At 62.8% G+C, this 19,378-nt stretch carries 22 protein-coding genes; 19 read left to right on the plus strand and 3 right to left on the minus strand.

Translation table 11 applies throughout. The features are described from left to right. Positions 1 to 31: 31 nt before the first annotated feature. Positions 32 to 793 carry a BRCT domain-containing protein gene (locus tag IAU67_RS03520; protein WP_151843106.1) on the minus strand — a complete coding sequence of 254 codons (762 nt, stop codon included), beginning with the start codon at positions 791 to 793 and terminating at the stop codon, positions 32 to 34. Positions 794 to 803: 10 nt separating this feature from the next. Further along, entirely contained in the window at positions 804 to 1,265 is a 462-nt protein-coding gene (locus IAU67_RS03525; protein ID WP_151843107.1) for a TetR/AcrR family transcriptional regulator, read from the minus strand. Positions 1,266 to 1,288: 23 nt separating this feature from the next. Here IAU67_RS03525 and IAU67_RS03530 point away from each other — a divergent pair, with 23 nt between their 5' ends. After that, on the plus strand, positions 1,289 to 1,960 hold the full coding sequence (locus IAU67_RS03530; protein ID WP_151843108.1) for a hypothetical protein: 672 nt from the start codon (positions 1,289 to 1,291) through the stop codon (positions 1,958 to 1,960). A 10-nt stretch (positions 1,961 to 1,970) separates the two neighbouring features. Continuing rightward, a complete protein-coding gene (locus tag IAU67_RS03535) occupies positions 1,971 to 2,459 on the plus strand; it encodes a hypothetical protein (protein WP_151843109.1) in 489 nt (162 codons plus the stop codon). Here IAU67_RS03535 and IAU67_RS03540 read toward each other — a convergent pair. After that, positions 2,456 to 3,850, minus strand: coding sequence for a hypothetical protein (locus tag IAU67_RS03540; RefSeq protein ID WP_151843110.1), 1,395 nt, complete (start codon positions 3,848 to 3,850; stop codon positions 2,456 to 2,458). The two genes, IAU67_RS03535 and IAU67_RS03540, sit on opposite strands and share 4 nt — an antisense overlap. A gap of 30 nt (positions 3,851 to 3,880) precedes the next feature. On the opposite strand from IAU67_RS03540, the gene hisD reads away from it, so the two are divergent. The 17 genes from hisD to IAU67_RS03625 all read left to right on the plus strand — a co-directional run bounded on the left by hisD (position 3,881) and on the right by IAU67_RS03625 (position 19,377). Continuing rightward, complete coding sequence (gene hisD / locus IAU67_RS03545) at positions 3,881 to 5,188, plus strand: histidinol dehydrogenase (RefSeq protein WP_151843111.1); 1,308 nt, start codon at positions 3,881 to 3,883, stop codon at positions 5,186 to 5,188. A gap of 9 nt (positions 5,189 to 5,197) precedes the next feature. Beyond that, positions 5,198 to 6,292 carry a histidinol-phosphate transaminase gene (locus IAU67_RS03550; protein ID WP_151843112.1) on the plus strand — a complete coding sequence of 365 codons (1,095 nt, stop codon included), beginning with the start codon at positions 5,198 to 5,200 and terminating at the stop codon, positions 6,290 to 6,292. A 3-nt stretch (positions 6,293 to 6,295) separates the two neighbouring features. Continuing rightward, positions 6,296 to 6,895, plus strand: coding sequence for an imidazoleglycerol-phosphate dehydratase HisB (gene hisB / locus IAU67_RS03555; protein WP_151843113.1), 600 nt, complete (start codon positions 6,296 to 6,298; stop codon positions 6,893 to 6,895). A 41-nt stretch (positions 6,896 to 6,936) separates the two neighbouring features. Next, positions 6,937 to 8,037, plus strand: a complete 1,101-nt coding sequence (locus tag IAU67_RS03560) for an MFS transporter (RefSeq protein ID WP_225723594.1) — start codon at positions 6,937 to 6,939, stop codon at positions 8,035 to 8,037. 10 nt (positions 8,038 to 8,047) lie between these two features. Further along, positions 8,048 to 8,704 (plus strand): imidazole glycerol phosphate synthase subunit HisH, encoded by a 657-nt coding sequence (hisH, locus tag IAU67_RS03565; protein ID WP_225723595.1) that lies wholly within the window; start codon positions 8,048 to 8,050, stop codon positions 8,702 to 8,704. Between the two features lie 63 nt (positions 8,705 to 8,767). Continuing rightward, positions 8,768 to 9,520: a bifunctional 1-(5-phosphoribosyl)-5-((5-phosphoribosylamino)methylideneamino)imidazole-4-carboxamide isomerase/phosphoribosylanthranilate isomerase PriA gene (gene priA, locus IAU67_RS03570; RefSeq protein WP_151843116.1), complete on the plus strand. Its 753-nt coding sequence runs from the start codon at positions 8,768 to 8,770 to the stop codon at positions 9,518 to 9,520. Continuing rightward, a complete protein-coding gene (locus tag IAU67_RS03575; RefSeq protein WP_151843117.1) occupies positions 9,517 to 10,461 on the plus strand; it encodes an inositol monophosphatase family protein in 945 nt (314 codons plus the stop codon). Before priA ends, IAU67_RS03575 begins: the two co-directional genes overlap by 4 nt. Further along, a complete protein-coding gene (gene hisF / locus IAU67_RS03580; protein WP_151843118.1) occupies positions 10,458 to 11,222 on the plus strand; it encodes an imidazole glycerol phosphate synthase subunit HisF in 765 nt (254 codons plus the stop codon). The genes IAU67_RS03575 and hisF overlap by 4 nt, the downstream gene beginning before the upstream one ends. Then, complete coding sequence (gene hisI, locus IAU67_RS03585) at positions 11,219 to 11,587, plus strand: phosphoribosyl-AMP cyclohydrolase (protein ID WP_151843119.1); 369 nt, start codon at positions 11,219 to 11,221, stop codon at positions 11,585 to 11,587. The genes hisF and hisI overlap by 4 nt, the downstream gene beginning before the upstream one ends. 22 nt (positions 11,588 to 11,609) lie before the next feature. Continuing rightward, entirely contained in the window at positions 11,610 to 13,115 is a 1,506-nt protein-coding gene (locus IAU67_RS03590) for an anthranilate synthase component I (protein ID WP_151843120.1), read from the plus strand. A 52-nt stretch (positions 13,116 to 13,167) separates the two neighbouring features. Next, positions 13,168 to 13,851, plus strand: coding sequence for a TIGR02234 family membrane protein (locus IAU67_RS03595; RefSeq protein WP_187767958.1), 684 nt, complete (start codon positions 13,168 to 13,170; stop codon positions 13,849 to 13,851). A 37-nt stretch (positions 13,852 to 13,888) separates the two neighbouring features. Beyond that, positions 13,889 to 14,701: an indole-3-glycerol phosphate synthase TrpC gene (gene trpC / locus IAU67_RS03600; RefSeq protein ID WP_151843122.1), complete on the plus strand. Its 813-nt coding sequence runs from the start codon at positions 13,889 to 13,891 to the stop codon at positions 14,699 to 14,701. A gap of 36 nt (positions 14,702 to 14,737) precedes the next feature. Then, positions 14,738 to 15,991 carry a tryptophan synthase subunit beta gene (gene trpB, locus IAU67_RS03605; protein WP_151843123.1) on the plus strand — a complete coding sequence of 418 codons (1,254 nt, stop codon included), beginning with the start codon at positions 14,738 to 14,740 and terminating at the stop codon, positions 15,989 to 15,991. Beyond that, positions 15,991 to 16,767, plus strand: coding sequence for a tryptophan synthase subunit alpha (gene trpA, locus IAU67_RS03610; protein WP_151843124.1), 777 nt, complete (start codon positions 15,991 to 15,993; stop codon positions 16,765 to 16,767). The genes trpB and trpA overlap by 1 nt, the downstream gene beginning before the upstream one ends. A 1-nt stretch (position 16,768) precedes the next feature. Next, entirely contained in the window at positions 16,769 to 17,635 is an 867-nt protein-coding gene (lgt, locus tag IAU67_RS03615; protein ID WP_151843125.1) for a prolipoprotein diacylglyceryl transferase, read from the plus strand. 10 nt (positions 17,636 to 17,645) lie between these two features. After that, entirely contained in the window at positions 17,646 to 19,067 is a 1,422-nt protein-coding gene (gene pyk / locus IAU67_RS03620; protein WP_187767959.1) for a pyruvate kinase, read from the plus strand. A 1-nt stretch (position 19,068) separates the two neighbouring features. Continuing rightward, positions 19,069 to 19,377, plus strand: coding sequence for a hypothetical protein (locus tag IAU67_RS03625; RefSeq protein ID WP_151843127.1), 309 nt, complete (start codon positions 19,069 to 19,071; stop codon positions 19,375 to 19,377). The last annotated feature ends 1 nt before the right edge of the window (position 19,378 follow it).

Here is a 19,378-nt window from a genome sequence, read left to right on the forward strand (position 1 = left end):
CATTGTTAGACTCCGCGGCGCCTGAAAAGGTTCACACCATCGTCAAAAAATCTTCGAAGCTGACGATCGTGATCTCCTGGCCCTTGTCTTTGAGCTCCCTGGCGCGCTTTTCCTTGGAGGTCACGCTGGCCCATTCTCCGACCACGAGCATCGTGGTTTTCTTCGTGACGGACTTGGAGACCTTGCCGCCAGCCTGCGCAATCATGTTCCACACGTCACCCTTGGAGTAGGGTTCCACGTCGCCGGTGACGCACACCACCTGGCCGTAGATCTGCCCGTCGATGTCCGCGTCCGTGTTCGTTTCAGGCACCACATCTGGGGTGGCGACCTTCGACCATGGGGCTCGCGTGGGGGTCTTCGAGGTGCGCGAGCTGCCGGACTCTGCTGCCTCCGCCACCCATTCCTCGGCGCTAGGTCCGTTAGCGCTAGGTCCGTTAGCGCTGGGTCCAGCAGTGTTAGGTCCAGTGGAGTCAGGCCGTGCGGAGTCTGATCCTACCGACGCCGGGTCGCCAGGAACCTCGTCGAGAGGGTAGCCCGCCTGCAGCGCGGTCAGCCGCCCATCGATCACACGAAAGTCATCCGCGCGACCTGCTGAGAAATTGATGCGCACCGGATCCCCGTCGTGCAGCAGGTCGATGTGGCCGGGGGAGTGGGTATCCGGTGCTTTTTTATACCAGCCGATCAGGGAGGACGCCGGGATCGTGGCGTTGTCCCAGAGGTTGTTCGCCAGCCCCGTGCGTGTGACCTTGATGTGGTCGGGTGTGATCTGGATGTCTGCTCCGCGCGCGTGCATGTGCCCCAGCCTAGTGGGTGCTCAGCAATGCGCGCACGCCGGGTATCACGTCGATGTTGTGTGGTTCGTCGACGCCCAGCCGTTGCGCGGCTTCCTCGCGTGCTTGGTGATCCATCGCCGCGCCGAGGACGTAATGCCACACTGCCGGGGAAAGGTGGGTGCTGGGATCGTGCTCCAACGTTCCCGAGGCGGATGCGGCGAGTGTGATTTCAGCCCCGGACGGGAGTGAACACAGAGCGGTGAACAACGCTGCGCAATATGTCTCGAGATCCTCTTCGTTGTGGTTGATTCCTTGAATGAGCGTGTCTGCTATTGCTCCCAAAAGCGCCTGCTTGCTGGAGAAATGCCAGTAAAGGGCGCCAGGCGCCACCCCGAGTTGGCGGGCTAGGCGGCGCATCGTGAGATCGGCCAAACCGTACTCGCGGAGGATGTCCGTGGCGGTTTCGAGGATCAAAGCTCTGTGTAATTGCACTCTTTAAGGGTAGTCTTAGGAACATGAATTATCGCAAGTCTTTTGTTGCCGCTGTTCTGGCGGTCCCGATGTTGTTGACCGCCTGTGGTTCCGATGATGAGGCCGACCAGAATGCCTCGATGAAGCAGAGCAGTTCTGCCTCTGCGTCGTCTACAGACGCTCCAGAGGGAGACAAGGCCAAGCAGGACGAGGAAGCCAAGAAGGCAGACGAAGCGAAAAAGGCTGAAGAAGCGAAGAAGGCCGAGGGTGAGCAGCCTGCTGAGGGGCAGCCACGCCCTGCAGAAGGGGAGGAGACGGCACCGGGAGGACCTGCTCTTCCAGCGATTGGTGGCGGCGTGGTGAAGCCCATTGAGGGTGGCCAGCCTGCAAACGATGCGGATCGTCAGCAAATCACGGCAGTGGTGGACAAGCTGGGCGGCGGCACCGTGGAGAACTACTTGAACGCCGCCGCGGATAACGCCTGCACCCCGTTCCTGGAGCGCAATGGTGGTATCGGAGCAGTGAAGCAGTCGATTGCTGCCGCATCTGCTAACCAACAGTTCGTCGAGGTGAATAGCAACATGCCGAAACTCGCCGTCAATGACATTCAGGTCAACGGTGATCACGCGACAGCGAACGTCTCCGCCGCTGGAGCATCGGACAATCTTCCGTTCGCCCGTGAAAATGGGCAGTGGAAGCTCTGCCCATCCTCCTAAACAACGCTAGGTGTCCATGAAACAAAGTGCGTTGGTGCTGTGGGTTACCTGCGTGGTGTTTAGCCTCGGCGCTGCAGTGTGGGCGTGGACCTACCCGCTTACTGAGGTTTTGGTGACGCCTTCCCATGGTGCGGAGAGCATCCCCGGGACCGAAGGAGCGGGCTTTTCCGCGTTTGTCCGCTTCGTTTTCGCAACCACGGTGTTAGGGCTGGGCACTGCGCTGTGGGTGTTTAGATCCCAGAGGCGTGGTGTGTGGCCGATGCTGTGGACCACGCTGGTGGTGGCCCTTGCCACCTGGTGGTTCCTGTTCTTTGGTTCGTACTTGGTGGATGTGTTCCACCCACTCGTAGAGGGAAAGCCCGCTCCGGGGACCGTGGTGGAGGTCGCCACCCTGGTGCGCCCTTCCGTTGGTTTGTTGGCTGCCCCCACGATTGCGCTGTGCTGCTATTGGATCTCAGCGAACGTGATGATGGCCGGGCACCCCGGCGACGCCGACTAGAGTTCGCTGCGCCGCTGCTTGAGCTCCTGCAGCATCACCTCAAGATCCTCTGCATCCGGCAGAGCCGTCACCAGATCCTCGGCGATGTCGAGTGTTTTATCGGCGAACTCCAGTTCTCGATTATTCAAGAAAACGGTCGCGTTCGTGAGGTGTGCCTCGGCAACCACCCAGAGGTAATCCGGGTGAGCAGGATCCTTGCGCAGGATGTCCCAGCCTTTGTGGGCATACTCAATGTCGTTCGAGTCGATGGCCAGTGCGAAATAAGCCTGAGCTGCCGCGATGTAGTTTTCCAGCCGTGCCAGTACCGCGGCTCGTCGCTCCTGGAGTTCGACGGTGGGCTCACCCAGATACATGCTCGACAGGGACGCGACGGTGTAGCATTGCACCGCATTATCTAAGTCGCCGTTCATCTCGCACCACTCGGCAGTGCCTCGGGCTAGTGTGAGCGCATAGCTGAAGTCCTCGATCTCGTAGGCCGCCTCGGCGCAGGCCGCGCTGAGCTCAAGAATCGCTGGCGATATCGGTGCAGCCTCCATCTCATCCAGCATGGTGCGGGCCAGGCGGTAGGCCCTCTCCTCCTTGCCGCAGGCCATGAAGCCGCGGCAGGCAAGCTCCGTGCGGCGCAGCGCGATCAGCGGGGCGTTCAGCTCGCAGGCGATGTATGCGCAGGTCTCCCAGTGTTCCGCGATGGACTCCGAGTACGTATCCTCGTTCGCCAAACACTCCATCAGATCGAAGTGCGCGAGCATGTCATAGGCCTCGAAACGCGTGATCGCGTTGTCCGGAAACTTCTGAAGAATCTCCTCAGCCAGCGCTCTTGCCTTCTCCGGGTGGCCTTGGGTCCACGCCTCCTGCGCGAACCATAACTGCCGATCGGCCTCGGAGGGCGCCCGCGTGCCAAACGTGCGCACGAACTCAGCAAACTGGGGAGCCATGGCCGCGCCCTCGATATTGGATGCCACGGTGTAGGCCGTCGTACTCGCCAGCACCAGCTTGCCCGCCGTGGTGCTATCCCACTCAGAGTTCGCATACTCCGTCAGGTCTTTAGCCAACTCCTCCAACATCGCGCCGGCGTCGGGAAGCTCAACGGTCTGGGTTTCCCCGTTGATCGATTGATACGCGAGGTGCGCCCGAGCGATGAGAGCAACCGCCGGATCGTGGGTCTCGGCCCAGGACTGCATCTCCTGCAGCGCGTGTACTGCCTCATCGGCCATACCCAGGCAGTCGGCGGCGCCGGCGCGCAGAGAATAAAACTCACCCAGCGGCTCCGTGGGCTCCTCCAACCAGAACTGTGTGGCGTACTGGTGCATGATGCGCCAGCTCTCAGCAGTCCGGCCATCCTTGGCGGCCTGGGCTGACGAGCGAAGGAGCGACTCCAGGGTAGTGTGCATAAATTACACTTTAGAGATTAGACTTTAGGCATGTCTATCCAGTTGCGTCGCACCGATCTTCGCGGAAACGTCCCGTCCACCTCCCAGCTCCGTCGAGTATTACCCCGAGGGGGAACGGATGTGGATTCTGTGATTCCCCAGGTAGCACCTGTGGTGGATGCGGTGAGGGAGCGCGGAGCCGCCGCCGCACTGGACTACGGCGAGACGTTCGATGGCGTGCGCCCCGAAGCCATCCAGGTGCCGCAGTCTATTATCGACGCCGCCGTCGACGCACTCCCAGCCGCCGAAATCACCGCCCTGGAGGAGGCCATTCGCCGAGTCCGCGCCTTCCACGCTACCCAGGTTCCCCAAGACCACGACGTGGAGATCGCGCCGGGCGGCGTGGTGTCCGAGCGCTGGATCCCGATCCAGCGCGTGGGGTTGTACGTGCCGGGCGGTAAGGCCGTGTACCCATCGTCGGTGATTATGAATGTTGTGCCCGCCCAGGAAGCTGGCGTGCAGTCCCTGGTGGTTTCCAGCCCGCCGCAGGACACCGGGTGGCCGCACACCACTGTGCTGGCTGCCTGCAAGCTCCTCGGAGTGGATGAAGTCTGGGCCGTGGGCGGCGCCCAGGCCGTGGCCCTCATGGCCTACGGCGACGAGGACCTGGAGCCGGTCGACATCATCACCGGCCCCGGCAATATCTTCGTCACGGCGGCTAAGCGCCTGGTCCGCTCGGTGGTGGGGATTGACTCGGAGGCCGGCCCCACGGAGATCGCCATCCTGGCCGATAAGTCGGCGGACCCCGTGGAGGTTGCCTATGACCTCATCAGTCAGGCCGAGCACGATCCCATGGCCGCAAGCGTGCTGATCACCGATTCCACCGAGCTCGCAGATGCCGTGGAGAAAGAAATCGCTGCACGCTATGAGCAGACTCTCAATGCAGACCGCGTAGCGGAAGCGCTCAACGGGCAGCAGTCAGGCATTGTGATGGTCGATGACATGGAGGCTGGGCGTCGGGTGGCAGACGCATACGCGGCAGAACACCTGGAGGTGCACACGGCGAATGCGCAGCGCGACGCAGCGGGCATCACCAACGCGGGCGCAATTTTCGTGGGTCGCTACAGCCCCGTCCCCCTCGGCGACTACGCCGCGGGCAGCAACCATGTGCTGCCCACCAGCGGTACGGCCCGCCATTCCTCCGGCCTGTCCACCCACACGTTCCTCAAATCGGTACACGTGGTGAACTACACCAAGGACGCCCTGCGCGAGATTTCCGAGACAGTCATCACGCTCTCCCAGGCCGAGCGACTGCCCGCACACGGCGAGGCCATCAAGGCACGCTTCGAAGAACACTAAGGAGTAGTTATGGCATTGCACGATCTACCCCTGCGCGACGAGCTGCGGGGACAATCCGCCTATGGCGCACCCCAGCTGCACGTAGCAAACCAGCTGAACACGAACGAAAACCCTTTTGCTCCATCGGAGGCGATCGTTGACGATATCGCCCAGGAAGTGGCGCGGCTGGGGCGCACCTTGAACCGTTACCCGGAGCGCGATTGCGTGGATCTGCGAGAGGACCTTGCGACATATGTGAGCCGGCAGACGGGCGTGACCGTCGATGCATCGATGGTGTGGGCCGCCAACGGATCCAACGAGGTGCTGCAGCAGCTGCTGCAGGCTTTCGGCGGGCCGGGGCGCTCCGCGATGGGATTTGTCCCGAGTTATTCGATGCACCCGATTTTGTGCGCGGGTACGCACACGGAATTCATTGCGGTGGAGCGCCAGGAATCGGACGATTTTGCCATTGACGTGGCTGCGGCGTTGCAGGAAATCGACAGGCACTCGCCGGATGTCGTTTTTATTACGACGCCCAACAACCCGACCGGAAACCTCACTCCTCTGGATGATATTCGCGCGGTGACGAAGGCTGCCCCTGGCATCGTGATTGTGGATGAGGCCTATGCGGAGTTCACCGATTCTCCGAGCGCATTAACGCTGTTGGAGGAGTTCCCGAATAAGCTGGTGGTCTCCCGGACGATGTCCAAGGCATTTGACTTCGCCGGCGGCCGACTGGGCTATTTCGTGGCCGACCCCGCATTTATTGAAGCTGTGATGCTGGTGCGTCTGCCGTACCACCTGTCCACTTTGAGCCAGGCTGCGGCGCGGGTGGCGCTGAGGCACAGCGAGGATACCCTGGCGACGGTCGCGACGCTGGCGGCGGAACGCGATCGTGTGGTCGCGGAGCTGCGTGCCGCGGGAATCCGCGTGATCGATAGCCATTCGAATTTTATTTTCTTCGGCCCTGTGGACGATGCCGCCGCTATCTGGCAGCAGTATTTGGATCACGACGTGCTCATTCGCGACGTAGGTGTTCCGGGGTGGCTGCGCGCCACTATTGGGCTCCCACAGGAAAATGACGCATTCCTGGCGGCCACGGCAAAGATTTTTAAGGAGACATAACGGATGAGTCGCATTGGAAAAGTCACCCGCACTACTCGGGAATCTGACATTACGGTGGAATGGAATCTCGATGGAACGGGGAAGACCGACATTCACACGGGCCTGCCGTTTTTCGACCACATGCTCACCGCACTCGGCGCCCACGGCAGTTTTGATTTGACGGTGCACGCCACAGGCGATGTGGAGATCGACGCGCATCACACGGTGGAGGACACCGCGATTGTGATGGGGCAGGCCCTGGCAGAAGCGCTGGGGGATAAGCGCGGAGTGCGCCGTTTCGGCGATGCATATATTCCGATGGATGAGACCCTGGCGCACGCCATTGTTGATGTGTCCGGTCGTCCTTATTACGTTGGTACCGGTGAGCCGGACAGCATGATCAACGCTGTGATCGGTGGCCACTATGCCACGGTGATTAATCAGCACTTTTTCGAGTCCCTGGCCTTCAACGCCCGCATCGCGCTGCACGTGCGCTGCCTGTATGGTCGGGATCCTCACCACATCACCGAGGCGGAGTTTAAGGCAGTTGCCCGTGCACTGCGCGAGGCGGTGGAAGACGATCCGCGGGTGGCTGGAATCCCATCGACGAAAGGAAGCCTGTAATCAAGGAATTACTGAAGACCCCCGGACTACCCGCCACGCTCGTGGCGGTTTTCTGTGCTTTTGGCGGCTGGTCACTGCTCCTGCCCGTGATCCCGCTGGCGATTATCGACAATGGCGGTTCGGATTCCCTGGCGGGGCTCTCGACCGCTGTGTTCATGGCGTCCACCGTGATCACACAGGCGTTCACGCCGTGGTTGCTGCGCACTGTCGGATTCAGGCCAGTGCTGATGCTGAGTGGATTGATGCTGGGCCTCCCGGCGGCCATGCACCTGCTGAGCTTTGAACCCTGGGTGGTGCTGGCCGTGGCGATCGTGCGCGGCGTCGGTTTTGGTGCGGTGACGGTGACTGAGGCGGCATTGATCTCAGAGCTGGTGCCACCGGAGTTGATCGGTCGGTCCTCAGGCGTGTACGGGCTGGCGGTGGGATCCAGCCAGCTTCTCGCCTTTCCTGCGGGATTGTGGGTCCATTCGGCCTTCGGTGACGCCGTGTTCTGGATCGCGGTGATCGGAGCTGTGGTCGGAGCCGTGGCCGCACTGGGGCTGCCGTCCATCAAGGCCTCGGAACGGGAGAAGCGCTCCTCGGAGGGCACGAGCACGTGGAGGCTTTTGTTGCTACCCGGCGTGGCCATTGGTGCCGCGGCGACCGGCTTCGCCGCCTTTTCCACGTTCATGGCTCCAGCGACGTCGGCGGCCATCAGCGGAGTTGTCCTGTCTGTGCTGGGTGGTATGCAAATGGGCTCGCGCCTGGTGGCGGGAACTCTGGCGGACCGGGTGGGCTACCCCGGCAAGGCCCTGGTTCCGGCGCTCGTCTTGTGCGCGGCCGGCGTGGGCGTGGCCACCTGGATGATCGTCAACGGGCAGCACTCCTGGGCACTGGCGATCCTGGCAGCAGCCCTGTTCGGTTCCGGTTTCGGTGCGGTGCAAAACGAGGCGTTGCTGCTCATGTTCCACCGCCTGCCACGCTCGAAGGCCAGCGTGGCCTCGGCCGTGTGGAACATGAGTTTCGACTCCGGGACCGGCGCAGGTGCACTGCTGCTCGGCGTGGTGGCCACCAGCTTCGCCTACCAGGGAGCGTTCCTGGCATCCGGCCTCATTATCGTCTTAGCGTTGGGTGCAGCGGCATTCTCAAAGGTAGGGAAGTAATATGTCACCTATGGCTGAGACTCAACCCACGGTTGCGCTGCTGGATTACGGCAGTGGTAATGTTCGTTCCGCACAACGCGCTGTCGAGCGTGCCGGTGCGCAAGTGATCGTGACGAATGACCCCACGGTTGTTCTGAAGGCCGATGGTCTGTTGGTGCCGGGCGTCGGTGCGTTCGCAGCGTGCATGAAGGGGCTGAAAGAGGTGCACGGCGACCGCATGATCGGTCAGATGCTCGCCGGTGGCCGCCCGGTGCTGGGCATCTGCGTCGGAATGCAGATCATGTTCGAACACGGTGTGGAGTTCGCAGACCACGGTGACCACGGCAGCACCGACGGCTGTGGTGAATGGCCGGGAACCGTGGACAAGCTGGATGCCGATGTTCTGCCGCACATGGGCTGGAACACGGTGGAAGTTCAGGACGGCAGCACCATGTTTGCCGGCGTGGAGCAGGAACGCTTCTACTTCGTGCACTCCTATGGTGTGCGCGAATGGGAGCTCTTCACTGATGGTCGCACCGAGGCGCCGAAAGTACACTGGGCAGAGCACGGGCGCTCGCGTTTTGTCGCAGCGGTAGAAAACGGGCCGTTGTGGGCCACCCAATTCCACCCGGAAAAGTCCGGCGACGCCGGCGCGGCACTGCTCCGCAACTGGGTCTCTACCCTGTAAACCACGCGCCCTCATTTATTCTGATTACTAGTTAAAGAATCACTTCACGTTAGGATTTCGGACATGACCTCTTCCGCATCGCAGCCCCTGACCCTACTCCCCGCCGTTGACGTGGCCGATGGTCAGGCCGTGCGCCTCGTACAGGGAGCAGCGGGAACCGAAACCAGCTACGGCGCTCCACTGGACGCGGCCCTGGCCTGGCAGAACGCCGGCGCCGAGTGGGTGCACCTGGTGGACCTGGACGCGGCCTTCGGCCGTGGATCCAACTTTGAGCTGCTCAAGGAGGTCACCGGCACGCTGGACGTGAATGTGGAGCTCTCCGGAGGTATTCGTGACGACGAGTCCCTGCAGCGCGCACTGTCCACGGGCTGCCGCCGCGTGAACATCGGTACGGCCGCGCTGGAGGATCCCGAGTGGTGCGAATCCGTCATCCAGCGCTACGGGGATCGCGTGGCCATCGGCCTGGATACGCGCGAGGTGGATGGCGAGTGGCGCCTGCGCGGCCGTGGCTGGACGTCCGATGGCGGCGAGCTGTGGGAGGTTCTGGAGCGCCTGGATTCCCAGGGCGTATCTCGTCTGGTGGTGACTGACGTGTCCCGTGATGGCATGCTCACCGGCCCCAACATTGATCTTCTTCGTGACGTGGCCGCTGCAACCTCGGCACCAGTCGTGGCCTCCGGCGGTATCTCCAGCCTGGATGACATCCGCGCTCTGGCTGCGGTGGTCCACGAAGGCGTGGACTCTGCGATTCTGGGCAAGGCGTTGTATGCCGGCAAGTTCACGTTGGAAGAAGCCTTGGAGGCATCCCGACCATGAACGACGAGTTAGATACACGGTCACTGCTGGCGATCGCCGAGGCAGTGGTCGATGAAGCCGAAACTATCTTCACTGCCGCGGTCGGTGCCCAGCCGGAGGTCATGAAAGCTCCCGGCGATTTCGCCACGGAGGCGGACCTGAACGTGGAGCGCCACCTGCGCACCTTGCTGTCCCAGTACACGGGCTTGCCCGTTCATGGCGAGGAGTTCGGGACCGTCATGCCCGGCCAGGTTGTGGAGCATAATGCCAACGACGCCCTGGCGGACGGTTTGGACGGCCCCCGTCGACAGCTCGCGGCCCCACCGCGTAACAACGATCTGCCCGAGACGTTCTGGGTGGTCGATCCGATTGACGGCACCGCCAACTACGCGGTGGGCAATCCCTTCGCCTGTATCTTGGTGTCCCTGGTGCACCGCGGGCAGACGCTGCTCTCGGTCACGGAAATGCCTCTGCTGGGCAAGCGCATTACCGCACGCCAGGGCCACGGCGTGAGCGTGGACGGCATGCCTGCACGCCCCATGCCACACTCTGATCCCGGCGTGACGCAGATCAGCTTCGGCTCGATTCTCTCGCAGCGCCGCGGGAATCTGCCGATCAGCTACCGCCAGGACATGCTCAACGAAATCGGTAAGTCCTACCCCCGCATGCGTGTGACCGGCTCGGTGGGCATTGACTTGGCGTTCACCGCCGCCGGTGTGTTTGGTGGCACGGTGACCTTCAGCCCGAATCTGTGGGACAACGCCGCGGGCATCCTGGCCGTGGAAGAAAACGGCGGCATCGCCACGGACTTCGCCGGCAATCCATGGCGCCCTGGGGTGTCCGGCTTGGTGGCGGGTGAACCGGAGGTTCATTCCACCTTGCTTCAGCACATTCAGGCGGTTCCGATTGGAACCGCCGCTAGAAACCTGCAGGATATTAGGGACCGAGGAGGCATTCGATGAGCGTGACCGTGCGGGTGATTCCCTGCCTGGACGTCGATAACGGCCGAGTGGTCAAGGGCGTGAACTTCGAGGGGCTGCGCGATGCAGGTGATCCCGTGGAGCTGGCCCAGCGCTACGACCGCGAGGGGGCTGACGAGCTGACGTTCCTGGACGTGTCGGCGTCGAAGGACGGGCGCGGTACGATTCTGGACGTGGTGCGTCGCACCGCCGATCAGGTGTTCATCCCGCTGACTGTGGGCGGGGGAGTGCGCAGCGAAGAGGACGTGGATACATTGCTGCGCGCTGGCGCGGACAAGGTGTCGCTGAACTCCTCGGCCATTGCCCGCCCGGAGTTGCTGCGGGAGCTGTCCCAACGTTTCGGCGCGCAGTGCATCGTGTTGTCCATCGACGCCCGCCGCGCCGAGGGCTACCCCTCCGGCTTCGAAGTCACCACCCATGGTGGAACGAAATCCGCTGGCGTGGATGCCATCGAGTGGGCCAAGCAGGGCGAAGCGCTGGGCGTGGGCGAGATCCTTCTGAACTCCATGGATGGGGATGGCACGAAGCAGGGCTTCGATATCGAACTGATCGAGGCGGTGCGAGCCGTGGTGACGATTCCCGTCATCGCTTCGGGCGGCGCGGGTGCCGCCAAGGACTTCCCACCGGCGGTTGCGGCGGGTGCCGACGCGGTGCTGGCGGCGTCCATTTTCCACTTCGGCGAGGTGGAGATTAAAGAAGTCAAGCAGGCCATGGCCGAGGCCGGCAGCGAGGTGCGCCTATGAGTTCGGCCGAGGATTCCCCAGCAGACTACCCCTTGGATCCCGCCATTGCAGCGCGCCTGAAGCGCAATGAGGCGGGGCTGGTGCCCGCGGTGGTGCAAGATGCCGCTAGCGGAGACGTCCTGATGATGGCCTGGATGAACGACCACGCGCTGGCTCACACCCTGGCCACCCGCAAGGGAACCTACTGGTCACGCTCCCGCGAATCCTATTGGATCAAGGGAGAAACCAGCGGGCACACCCAAAAGGTCGTTGACGTGCGCCTGGACTGCGACGGGGACACCATTTTGCTGAAGGTGGAGCAGCGTGGCGCGGCGTGCCACACCGGGACGTGGACCTGTTTCGACGCCGACGGTCTGCTCGAGTAGCGGCCGTGGCACAATAGACGGCATGACTACGGTAACCAGTCGTGACGACTTCCTGCGACGCGCACGAACCCACCGAGTAGTACCGGTGGTGCGCACAGTCTTGGCAGACCACGAAACTGCACTGAGCGCCTACCGAAAGCTGGCCGCCGGACGGCCGGGAACCTTCCTCCTGGAGTCCGCGGCCCACGGACAGTCCTGGGACCGCTATTCCTTCATCGGCACGGGCGCGCGCTGCGCGCTCGTGGCGAAGGACTCCCCGGCGCGGTGGATCGGCACCCCGCCGGTGGACATCGACCTGGGCGACAACCCCTTGGAAGCGGTCACCAACACCCTGCAGGCGCTGCACACGCAACGCGATCCGGAGCTGCCTCCGCTCACCAGCGGCCTGGTGGGGTACATGGCCTACGACATGGTGCGCTACATCGAGGATCTCCCCAACACTTGCGTGGATGATCTGGACATCCCGGACATGGTGCAGCTGCTGGTGGAGGACATGGCGGTGGTCGATCACCATGAGGGAACCATCATCCTCATCGCCAACGCCATCAACTGGGATAATTCCGAGGCGCGGGCGAACGAGGTCTACGACGAGGCCGTGGAACGCATCAACGCCATGGTCGCGCGATTGGGTGAGTCGCTGGCGGTGGGCGTCGAAGATTTTGAGACGCCTGCACCGCAGCCACGCCGCCAGCGTAGCCTGGACGACCACAAACGACGCATCGAAGAAACCAAGGAACACATCCGCGCGGGGGATGCCTTCCAGATTGTGCTCAGCCAACGCTTTGAGGTGGACACTACCGTGCCAGCGCTGGACATCTACCGCATGCTGCGGCATTCCAACCCCAGCCCGTACATGTTCCTGCTGAACGTGCCGAACGAGGATTTCAGCGAGACGGCATTTCAGATCGTGGGTTCCTCCCCGGAGTCCTTGGTGCAGGTGCGTGACCGCCAGGTGACGACCTTCCCGATCGCGGGATCCCGGCCGCGCGGCGCGAACGTGGAGGAGGACCAGCTGCTGGAAAAGGAGCTGGTGGGCGATGAGAAGGAAAACTCGGAGCACCTGATGTTGGTGGATCTGGGGCGCAATGATTTGGGGCGTGTGAGCGTGCCCGGCACGGTGGAGGTACACGACTTCCGGCATGTGGAGCGCTATTCGGCGATCATGCACCTGGTCTCGGGCGTGTCCGGTTACCTGGCTGAAGATAAGACCGCGGTGGATGCTTTCGCCGCAACGTTCCCGGCCGGAACGCTGTCTGGCGCGCCGAAGCCGTCGGCGATGAAGATCATTGACGAGCTCGAGGATTCCCGGCGCGGCGTGTACGGCGGAACCGTGGGCTACTTCGACTTCGCGGGCAACACGGACCAGGCCATTGCGATCCGCTCGGGCGTGTACAAAGACGGGACCGTGTATGTGCAGGCCGGAGGCGGAATTGTCGCTGATTCCGATCCGGATGCGGAGGACCTCGAAACTCGCAACAAGGCCGCGGCGGTGCTACGTGCCGTGGCTGCGGCGGAGACCCTGTACTGACCGCTTGGGTGAAGACCCTGACTGACCGCTGTGACAAGTAAAAGGTGAACTGATGAAGAACACGCGCTCTGTACGCGCCGTGGCCTTGGCGCTGGTGGTGCTGTCTGCTGCAGGCCTGTGGTTGGCTGGCCGAATGACCTACCTCACGGTGGACATTTCGGACGACAAGGCTGGGGACTCTGTGAAGGACCTGGTGGGATCCGTGTGGGATCCGGCTGCTACTCCGCTGGCGTTGGCGATGCTGGCCTCCTTGATTGCCATGCTGGCGGTGCCTGTGGTGCTTCGCCGTGTGCTCGGCGTGCTCATTGCCGTGCTGGCGGGCACCGCGAGCTTCCGTTCCGTGCAACTGCTCACCACCGAGGTGGACCTGCGGCGTGCCCACGACATCCTGACCTCGGGGGTGGGAACGCAAAAGCAATCCGACCCGTTGCAGGTATCCGGGTGGGCCATGGTGACCGACGCCCACGTGCACACCTTCCCCGTCGCCTTGGCCATTGCGGCGGCAGCGTGTGGAGTGTGTGGAGGAGTGCTCATCATGATGAAGCCGGGGGAGACCTCGCGCGGCCATAGCCGCTACGAAACCCCGGAGGCCCGCCGGGAGGGGGTAGAGGAGGACCTGCGCCAGAACCCGGACTCTACGCGCGTGCTGTGGGACGCGTTGGATTCGGGGGTAGACCCCACGGATGTCGACCCCACGGATGATGGTGATTTTCCCTCAGAGACATCCCGTCGCTAACCTTTAGTGGAACGTTACTTGAGGAGGACAAGACAGCATGAGCAGTGTGTTGGACGAGATCATCGCGGGAGTGCTTGAGGATCAAGCGCAACGCGAGGCCAAGATTCCCTATGCGGAGATCAAAGCCATGTCTTTAGACGCCCCTCCGGCACTCGATGCTTATGCGGCGCTGTCTGGCCCTAATGTGAAGGTCATCGCTGAGGTCAAGCGCGCAAGCCCCTCCAAGGGACACCTCGCTGAGATCGCGGAGCCGGAAGTGCTCGCCGCGGCCTATGACGCGAACGGCGCCAGCGTCATCTCCTGCCTGACGGAACAGCGACGCTTCCGCGGTTCCCTGGAGGACTTCGACAAGGTCCGCGCGGCGGTGAACATTCCGCTGCTGCGTAAGGACTTCATCGTGAACCCGTATCAGATTCACGAGGCGCGTGCGCACGGTGCTGACGTGGTGCTGTTGATCGTGGCGGCGCTCGAACAGGAGCGTCTGGTCTCCCTCATGGACCGCGTGGAGTCCCTGGGCATGACTGCCCTGGTGGAGGTTCACACCGAAGAGGAAGCACAGCGGGCCGTGGAGGCCGGGGCGAAGGTGATCGGCGTAAACGCGCGAAACCTGAAGACCCTGGAGGTCAACATGAACGTGTTCTCCGAGATCGCCCCTTCCTTGCCGAATGATGTCATTAAGGTGGCGGAGTCCGGAGTGCGCGATAAGCGGGATCTGTTGGCCTACGCTGGCGCTGGAGCGGACGCCATTTTGGTGGGTGAAGGTCTGGTCACCGCCGGTAACCCGGGCGCTGCCTGCAAGGCACTGGTGGCTGCAGGGCAACATCCCTCGTGTCCAAACAAGGGTGACTAAACGTGATGTCCATGCTGGCAGGTACTATCGAGACTTGTGAATAACGAGTCTGTGACATTACCTACCGTGGGCGAGGTTCTCGCCACCCCAACTCACCACGAACCCGATGACCGGGGCCATTGGGGAGAGTTCGGCGGTCGTTATGTACCCGAGGCCTTGATGGCCGTCATCGACGAGATTACCGATGCATGGAACAAGGCGAAGTCCGATCAGACTTATCTGGATCAGCTCGATGAGCTGCACCGGACCTACACCGGCCGGCCATCCCCCCTGTATTTCGCTCCGAATTTCTCCTCGGAGGTGGGCGCGAAGGTGTGGCTCAAGCGTGAGGACTTGAATCACACCGGATCCCACAAGATCAACAACGTGCTGGGCCAGGTGCTGCTGGCTAAGCGCATGGGCAAGCGCCAGGTGATCGCGGAGACGGGCGCCGGCCAGCACGGTGTGGCCACCGCCACGGCGTGTGCGCTCCTAGACTTGGACTGCCGCATTTACATGGGCGAGGTGGACGCCAATCGCCAGGCGCTGAACATTGCGCGCATGCGCCTGCTGGGCGCCACGGTGGAGGTCGTGAAGATCGGTTCGCGCACGCTGAAGGACGCGATCAACGAGGCCATGCGCTACTGGGTCTCTCACGCAGATGACACGTACTACGCTTTCGGCACGGCCGCCGGTCCGCACCCGTTTCCGCAGATGGTTCGCGATCTGCAGCGCATCATCGGCGTGGAGGCTCGCCAGCAGATCCTGGACGAAACAGGAAAACTTCCGGATTCCGTCATCGCCTGCGTGGGTGGTGGCTCTAATGCCATTGGCCTGTTCCACCGTTTCATCAGCGATGAGGGTGTGAAGCTCATCGGCGCCGAGGCCGCCGGCGACGGAGTGGAGACCGGCCGCCACGCCGCTCCCATTACCGTGGGCAGCAGGGGAGTGTTCCAAGGCGCCTATGCTGACCTGATGCAAAACGAGGACGGCCAGATCATCGAGTCCCACTCCATCTCTGCCGGCCTGGACTACCCCGGCGTGGGGCCGGAGCATTCCCGGCTGCACAGCGAGGGTCGGGCCGAGTACCTGCCCATCACGGACACGGAGGCGATGGATGCCTTCCGGCAGCTGTCCATGACGGAAGGGATCATCCCCGCTATCGAATCGGCGCACGCTGTGGCTGCGGCGGTGAAGGTGGCGAAGCGGGAGCCTGGAAGCACCATCATCGTTAATATTTCAGGCCGTGGCGATAAGGATGTGGCCACTGCCAATGAATGGTTCGGCCTGACAGAGGGAGAGGATCAGTAATGCCATCACGTCTTGCACAGGTTTTCCTCGATGCCCGCGCCGAGGGACGCGCTGCCTTCGTCGGTTATCTCCCCGCGGGTTTCCCCACCAACGAGCAATCCCGTGAGCTCATGATCTCGCTCGCGCGCCACGCCGATCTGGTGGAGGTGGGCATTCCTTTTTCCGATCCGATGATGGATGGACCGACCATTCAAGCTGCTGCGGATACTGCGCTGGATGCGGGTTTCCGCGTGAAGGATACCTTCGACGCCGTGCGCGCCGTCGTGGAGGCTGGCTCCCATGCAGTGGTGATGTCCTACTGGAATCCGATTCTGCAATATGGGCCGGAGAAGTTCGCCGAGGAGCTGGCCGCGGCCGGTGGCTTGGGAAGCATCATCCCGGATCTTCTGCCCGAAGAGGCGGATCGGTGGGCCGCGGCGTGCCAGAAGCATGATCTGTCGCCGGTGTACCTGGTGGCGCCGTCCACCACTGCGGAGCGGATGGTCACCACCGTGTCTGCCGGAAACGGGTTCGTGTACGCCGCGTCTCACATGGGTGTGACGGGTGCGCAGGAGTCGGTGTCCAGCTCCGCTGAGGAGTTGGTCGCCCGCGTGCGCCAGGCGACGGATCTTCCGGTGGCCGTGGGTCTGGGCGTGCGCAACGGTGAGCAGGCCGCCAGCATCGCGGCCTTCGCCGATGGCGTGATTGTGGGCTCCGCCCTCATCCAGGCCGCGGACGAAGGTCACCTGGAGCAGCTCGCCGAAGAGCTGGCAGCGGGAGTGCGAAAGGGAGCCTAAGATGACCACGACTGTTCTCGCTGCGATTCCGTCCCCGCCGCAGGGTGTGTGGCACCTTGGTGGCTTCCCACTGCGCGCCTACGCCCTGTGCATCCTGACAGGGGTGGTGGTGGCCTACTTGTGGACCAAGAAGCGGTATCAGGAGCGCGGCGGTGATCCAGACGTGGTCATGGACGCCCTGCTGGTGGGCCTGCCCGCCGGCATTATCGGTGCTCGTGCGTATCACGTGCTCACCGATCACCAGAAGTACTTCGGCGAGGGGCGCAACCCGGCGGATATTTTCAAGATCACCAACGGGGGCCTCGGCATTTGGGGTGGCATTATTGTGGGCAGCCTCGCCGTGTATGCGGTGCTCAAGGTGAAGAAGGTGTCCGTGCCGATGTTCGCGGGTGCGGTGGCGCCCGCCCTTCCCGTGGCGCAGGCCATCGGGCGCCTGGGTAACTGGTTCAACCAGGAAATCTACGGCGGCCCTTCGGACAAGCCCTGGGCACTGGAGATTTATCGTCGCGTGGATGAGAACGGCTACACGGACCAGCTGGCGGGACGCTCCACCGGCGAGGTCATCGCGAGCGTTCAACCTACGTTTCTTTACGAGCTCCTCTTCTGCCTCGCACTCGCGGCGTTCCTGGTCTGGGCGGAGAAGCGTTTTTCCCTGGAGGGGCACCGCCTGTTCATGCTCTACGTGGCGGGCTACACCCTGGGGCGTTTCTTCATCGAGCTTCTGCGTACGGACGAGGCCACGCTCGTGTTCGGCAGCATCCGCATCAACTCTGTGGTGTCCGCTGTGATCTTCGTCGCGGCCGTGGCGTTGCTCGTATGGACAGGCCGTAAGCAGCCCCGCGTGGCAGCGTCTCCGCAAAGGGAATAAGATGGGGTGGGTGACTAGAAGAACAAAGATCGTCTGTACTCTCGGCCCCGCGGTAGCGTCCAAGGATAAGATCCGTGGCCTGGTTGACGCGGGAATGAACGTCGCCCGTTTGAATTTTTCCCACGGCGAGCATGCTGACCATGAGCAGAATTACACGTGGGTACGCCAGGCGTCGGAAGAAACCGGCAAGGCAGTGGGAATCCTCGCCGATCTTCAGGGCCCCAAGATCCGCTTGGGGCGTTTTGCTGAGGGCGCCACGGTGTGGGCCACCGGCGAAACCATTCGCATTACCGTAGACGATATTCAGGGCACGCATGATCGCGTGTCCACCACTTACAAGCAGCTGGCTCGGGATGCCCGCCCGGGTGACCGCCTGCTGGTGGACGACGGCAAAGTTGCACTGGTGTGCAAGGAAGTCGATGGCAACGACGTGGTCTGCGAGGTCACCGAGGGTGGCCCCGTGTCCAACAACAAGGGCGTGTCCCTGCCGGGCATGAATATTTCCGTTCCTGCGCTGAGTGAGAAGGATATCCGCGATCTTCGCTTCGCCCTGAAGCTGGGCGTGGACTTCATCGCGTTGTCCTTTGTGCGTTCCCCCTCCGACGTGGAGCTGGTGTACGACATCATGGAGGAAGAGGGCCGCCGCGTTCCCGTGATCGCGAAGCTGGAAAAGCCGGAGGCCGTGGATGCCCTGGAGCCCGTCATTCTTGCCTTCGACGCTGTCATGGTCGCACGCGGCGACCTGGGCGTGGAAGTTCCGCTGGAGGACGTCCCCCTGGTGCAAAAGCGCGCTATCCAAATCGCCCGCGAGAATGCGAAGCCCGTGATCGTGGCCACCCAGATGCTGGATTCCATGATCGAGAACTCTCGCCCCACTCGTGCCGAGGCGTCCGATGTGGCTAACGCCGTGCTGGACGGCGCGGATGCCGTGATGCTTTCGGGTGAGACATCCGTGGGTAAGTATCCTCTCCAGACGGTGGAGACCATGGCGCGCATCGTGCAGGCTGCCGAGATCGACGGCGAGGTTCCGCCGCTGACGCACCGCCCGCGTACCCGCCGCGGCGTGATCTCCTATGCCGCGAAGGACATCGGAGAGCGCCTCAACGCGAAGGCCCTGGTGGCATTCACTTCCTCCGGCGATACGGCCAAGCGCGTGGCACGGCTGCGTTCGCATATCCCGATGGTGGTGTTCACCCCGAACGAGGAGGTGCGCCGCCAACTCGCCCTGACGTGGGGCGTGGAGACGTTCCACACCCCTGATGTGAAGTCCACGGACCAGATGATTGAGACCGTGGATAAGATGCTCCTGGCTCAGTCGGAGTACAAGCGCGACGACATGATGGTTGTGGTGGCCGGTTCCCCGCCGGGCATCCAGGGCAACACCAATATGATCCAGGTTCACCTGCTGGGTGCCGAGCGCAAGCGGATCTAACTTGGGCAGAAAAAAGAAAAAGTCGCTCTCGAGTCACCACGACGCCCCGGCCTTCGGGCGAAAGAAGCACAAGCATAAGTCCAAGTCCAAGCGCGTGCGCCTGGGGGAGCCCGGTGCTGTGGGGTCCACCAAGGAGCTGCACAAGGCCCGCCTCATTCTGGAGCACGGGATCGTCAAGGACAAGTGCTGCCAGGATCGTCCTCGGTGCCTGAAGTGCCCCACGGTGGTGCATCGCCTCACGAAGAGGGATGCGCTTCAGCTGGATGAGGCGGCGTTTCGCCAGGCCCTCACCGAGGCCCGGCGGCGGTAAC

It is taken from the genome of Corynebacterium zhongnanshanii, from assembly GCF_014490575.1.
GTDB classification, from domain to species: domain Bacteria; phylum Actinomycetota; class Actinomycetes; order Mycobacteriales; family Mycobacteriaceae; genus Corynebacterium; species Corynebacterium zhongnanshanii.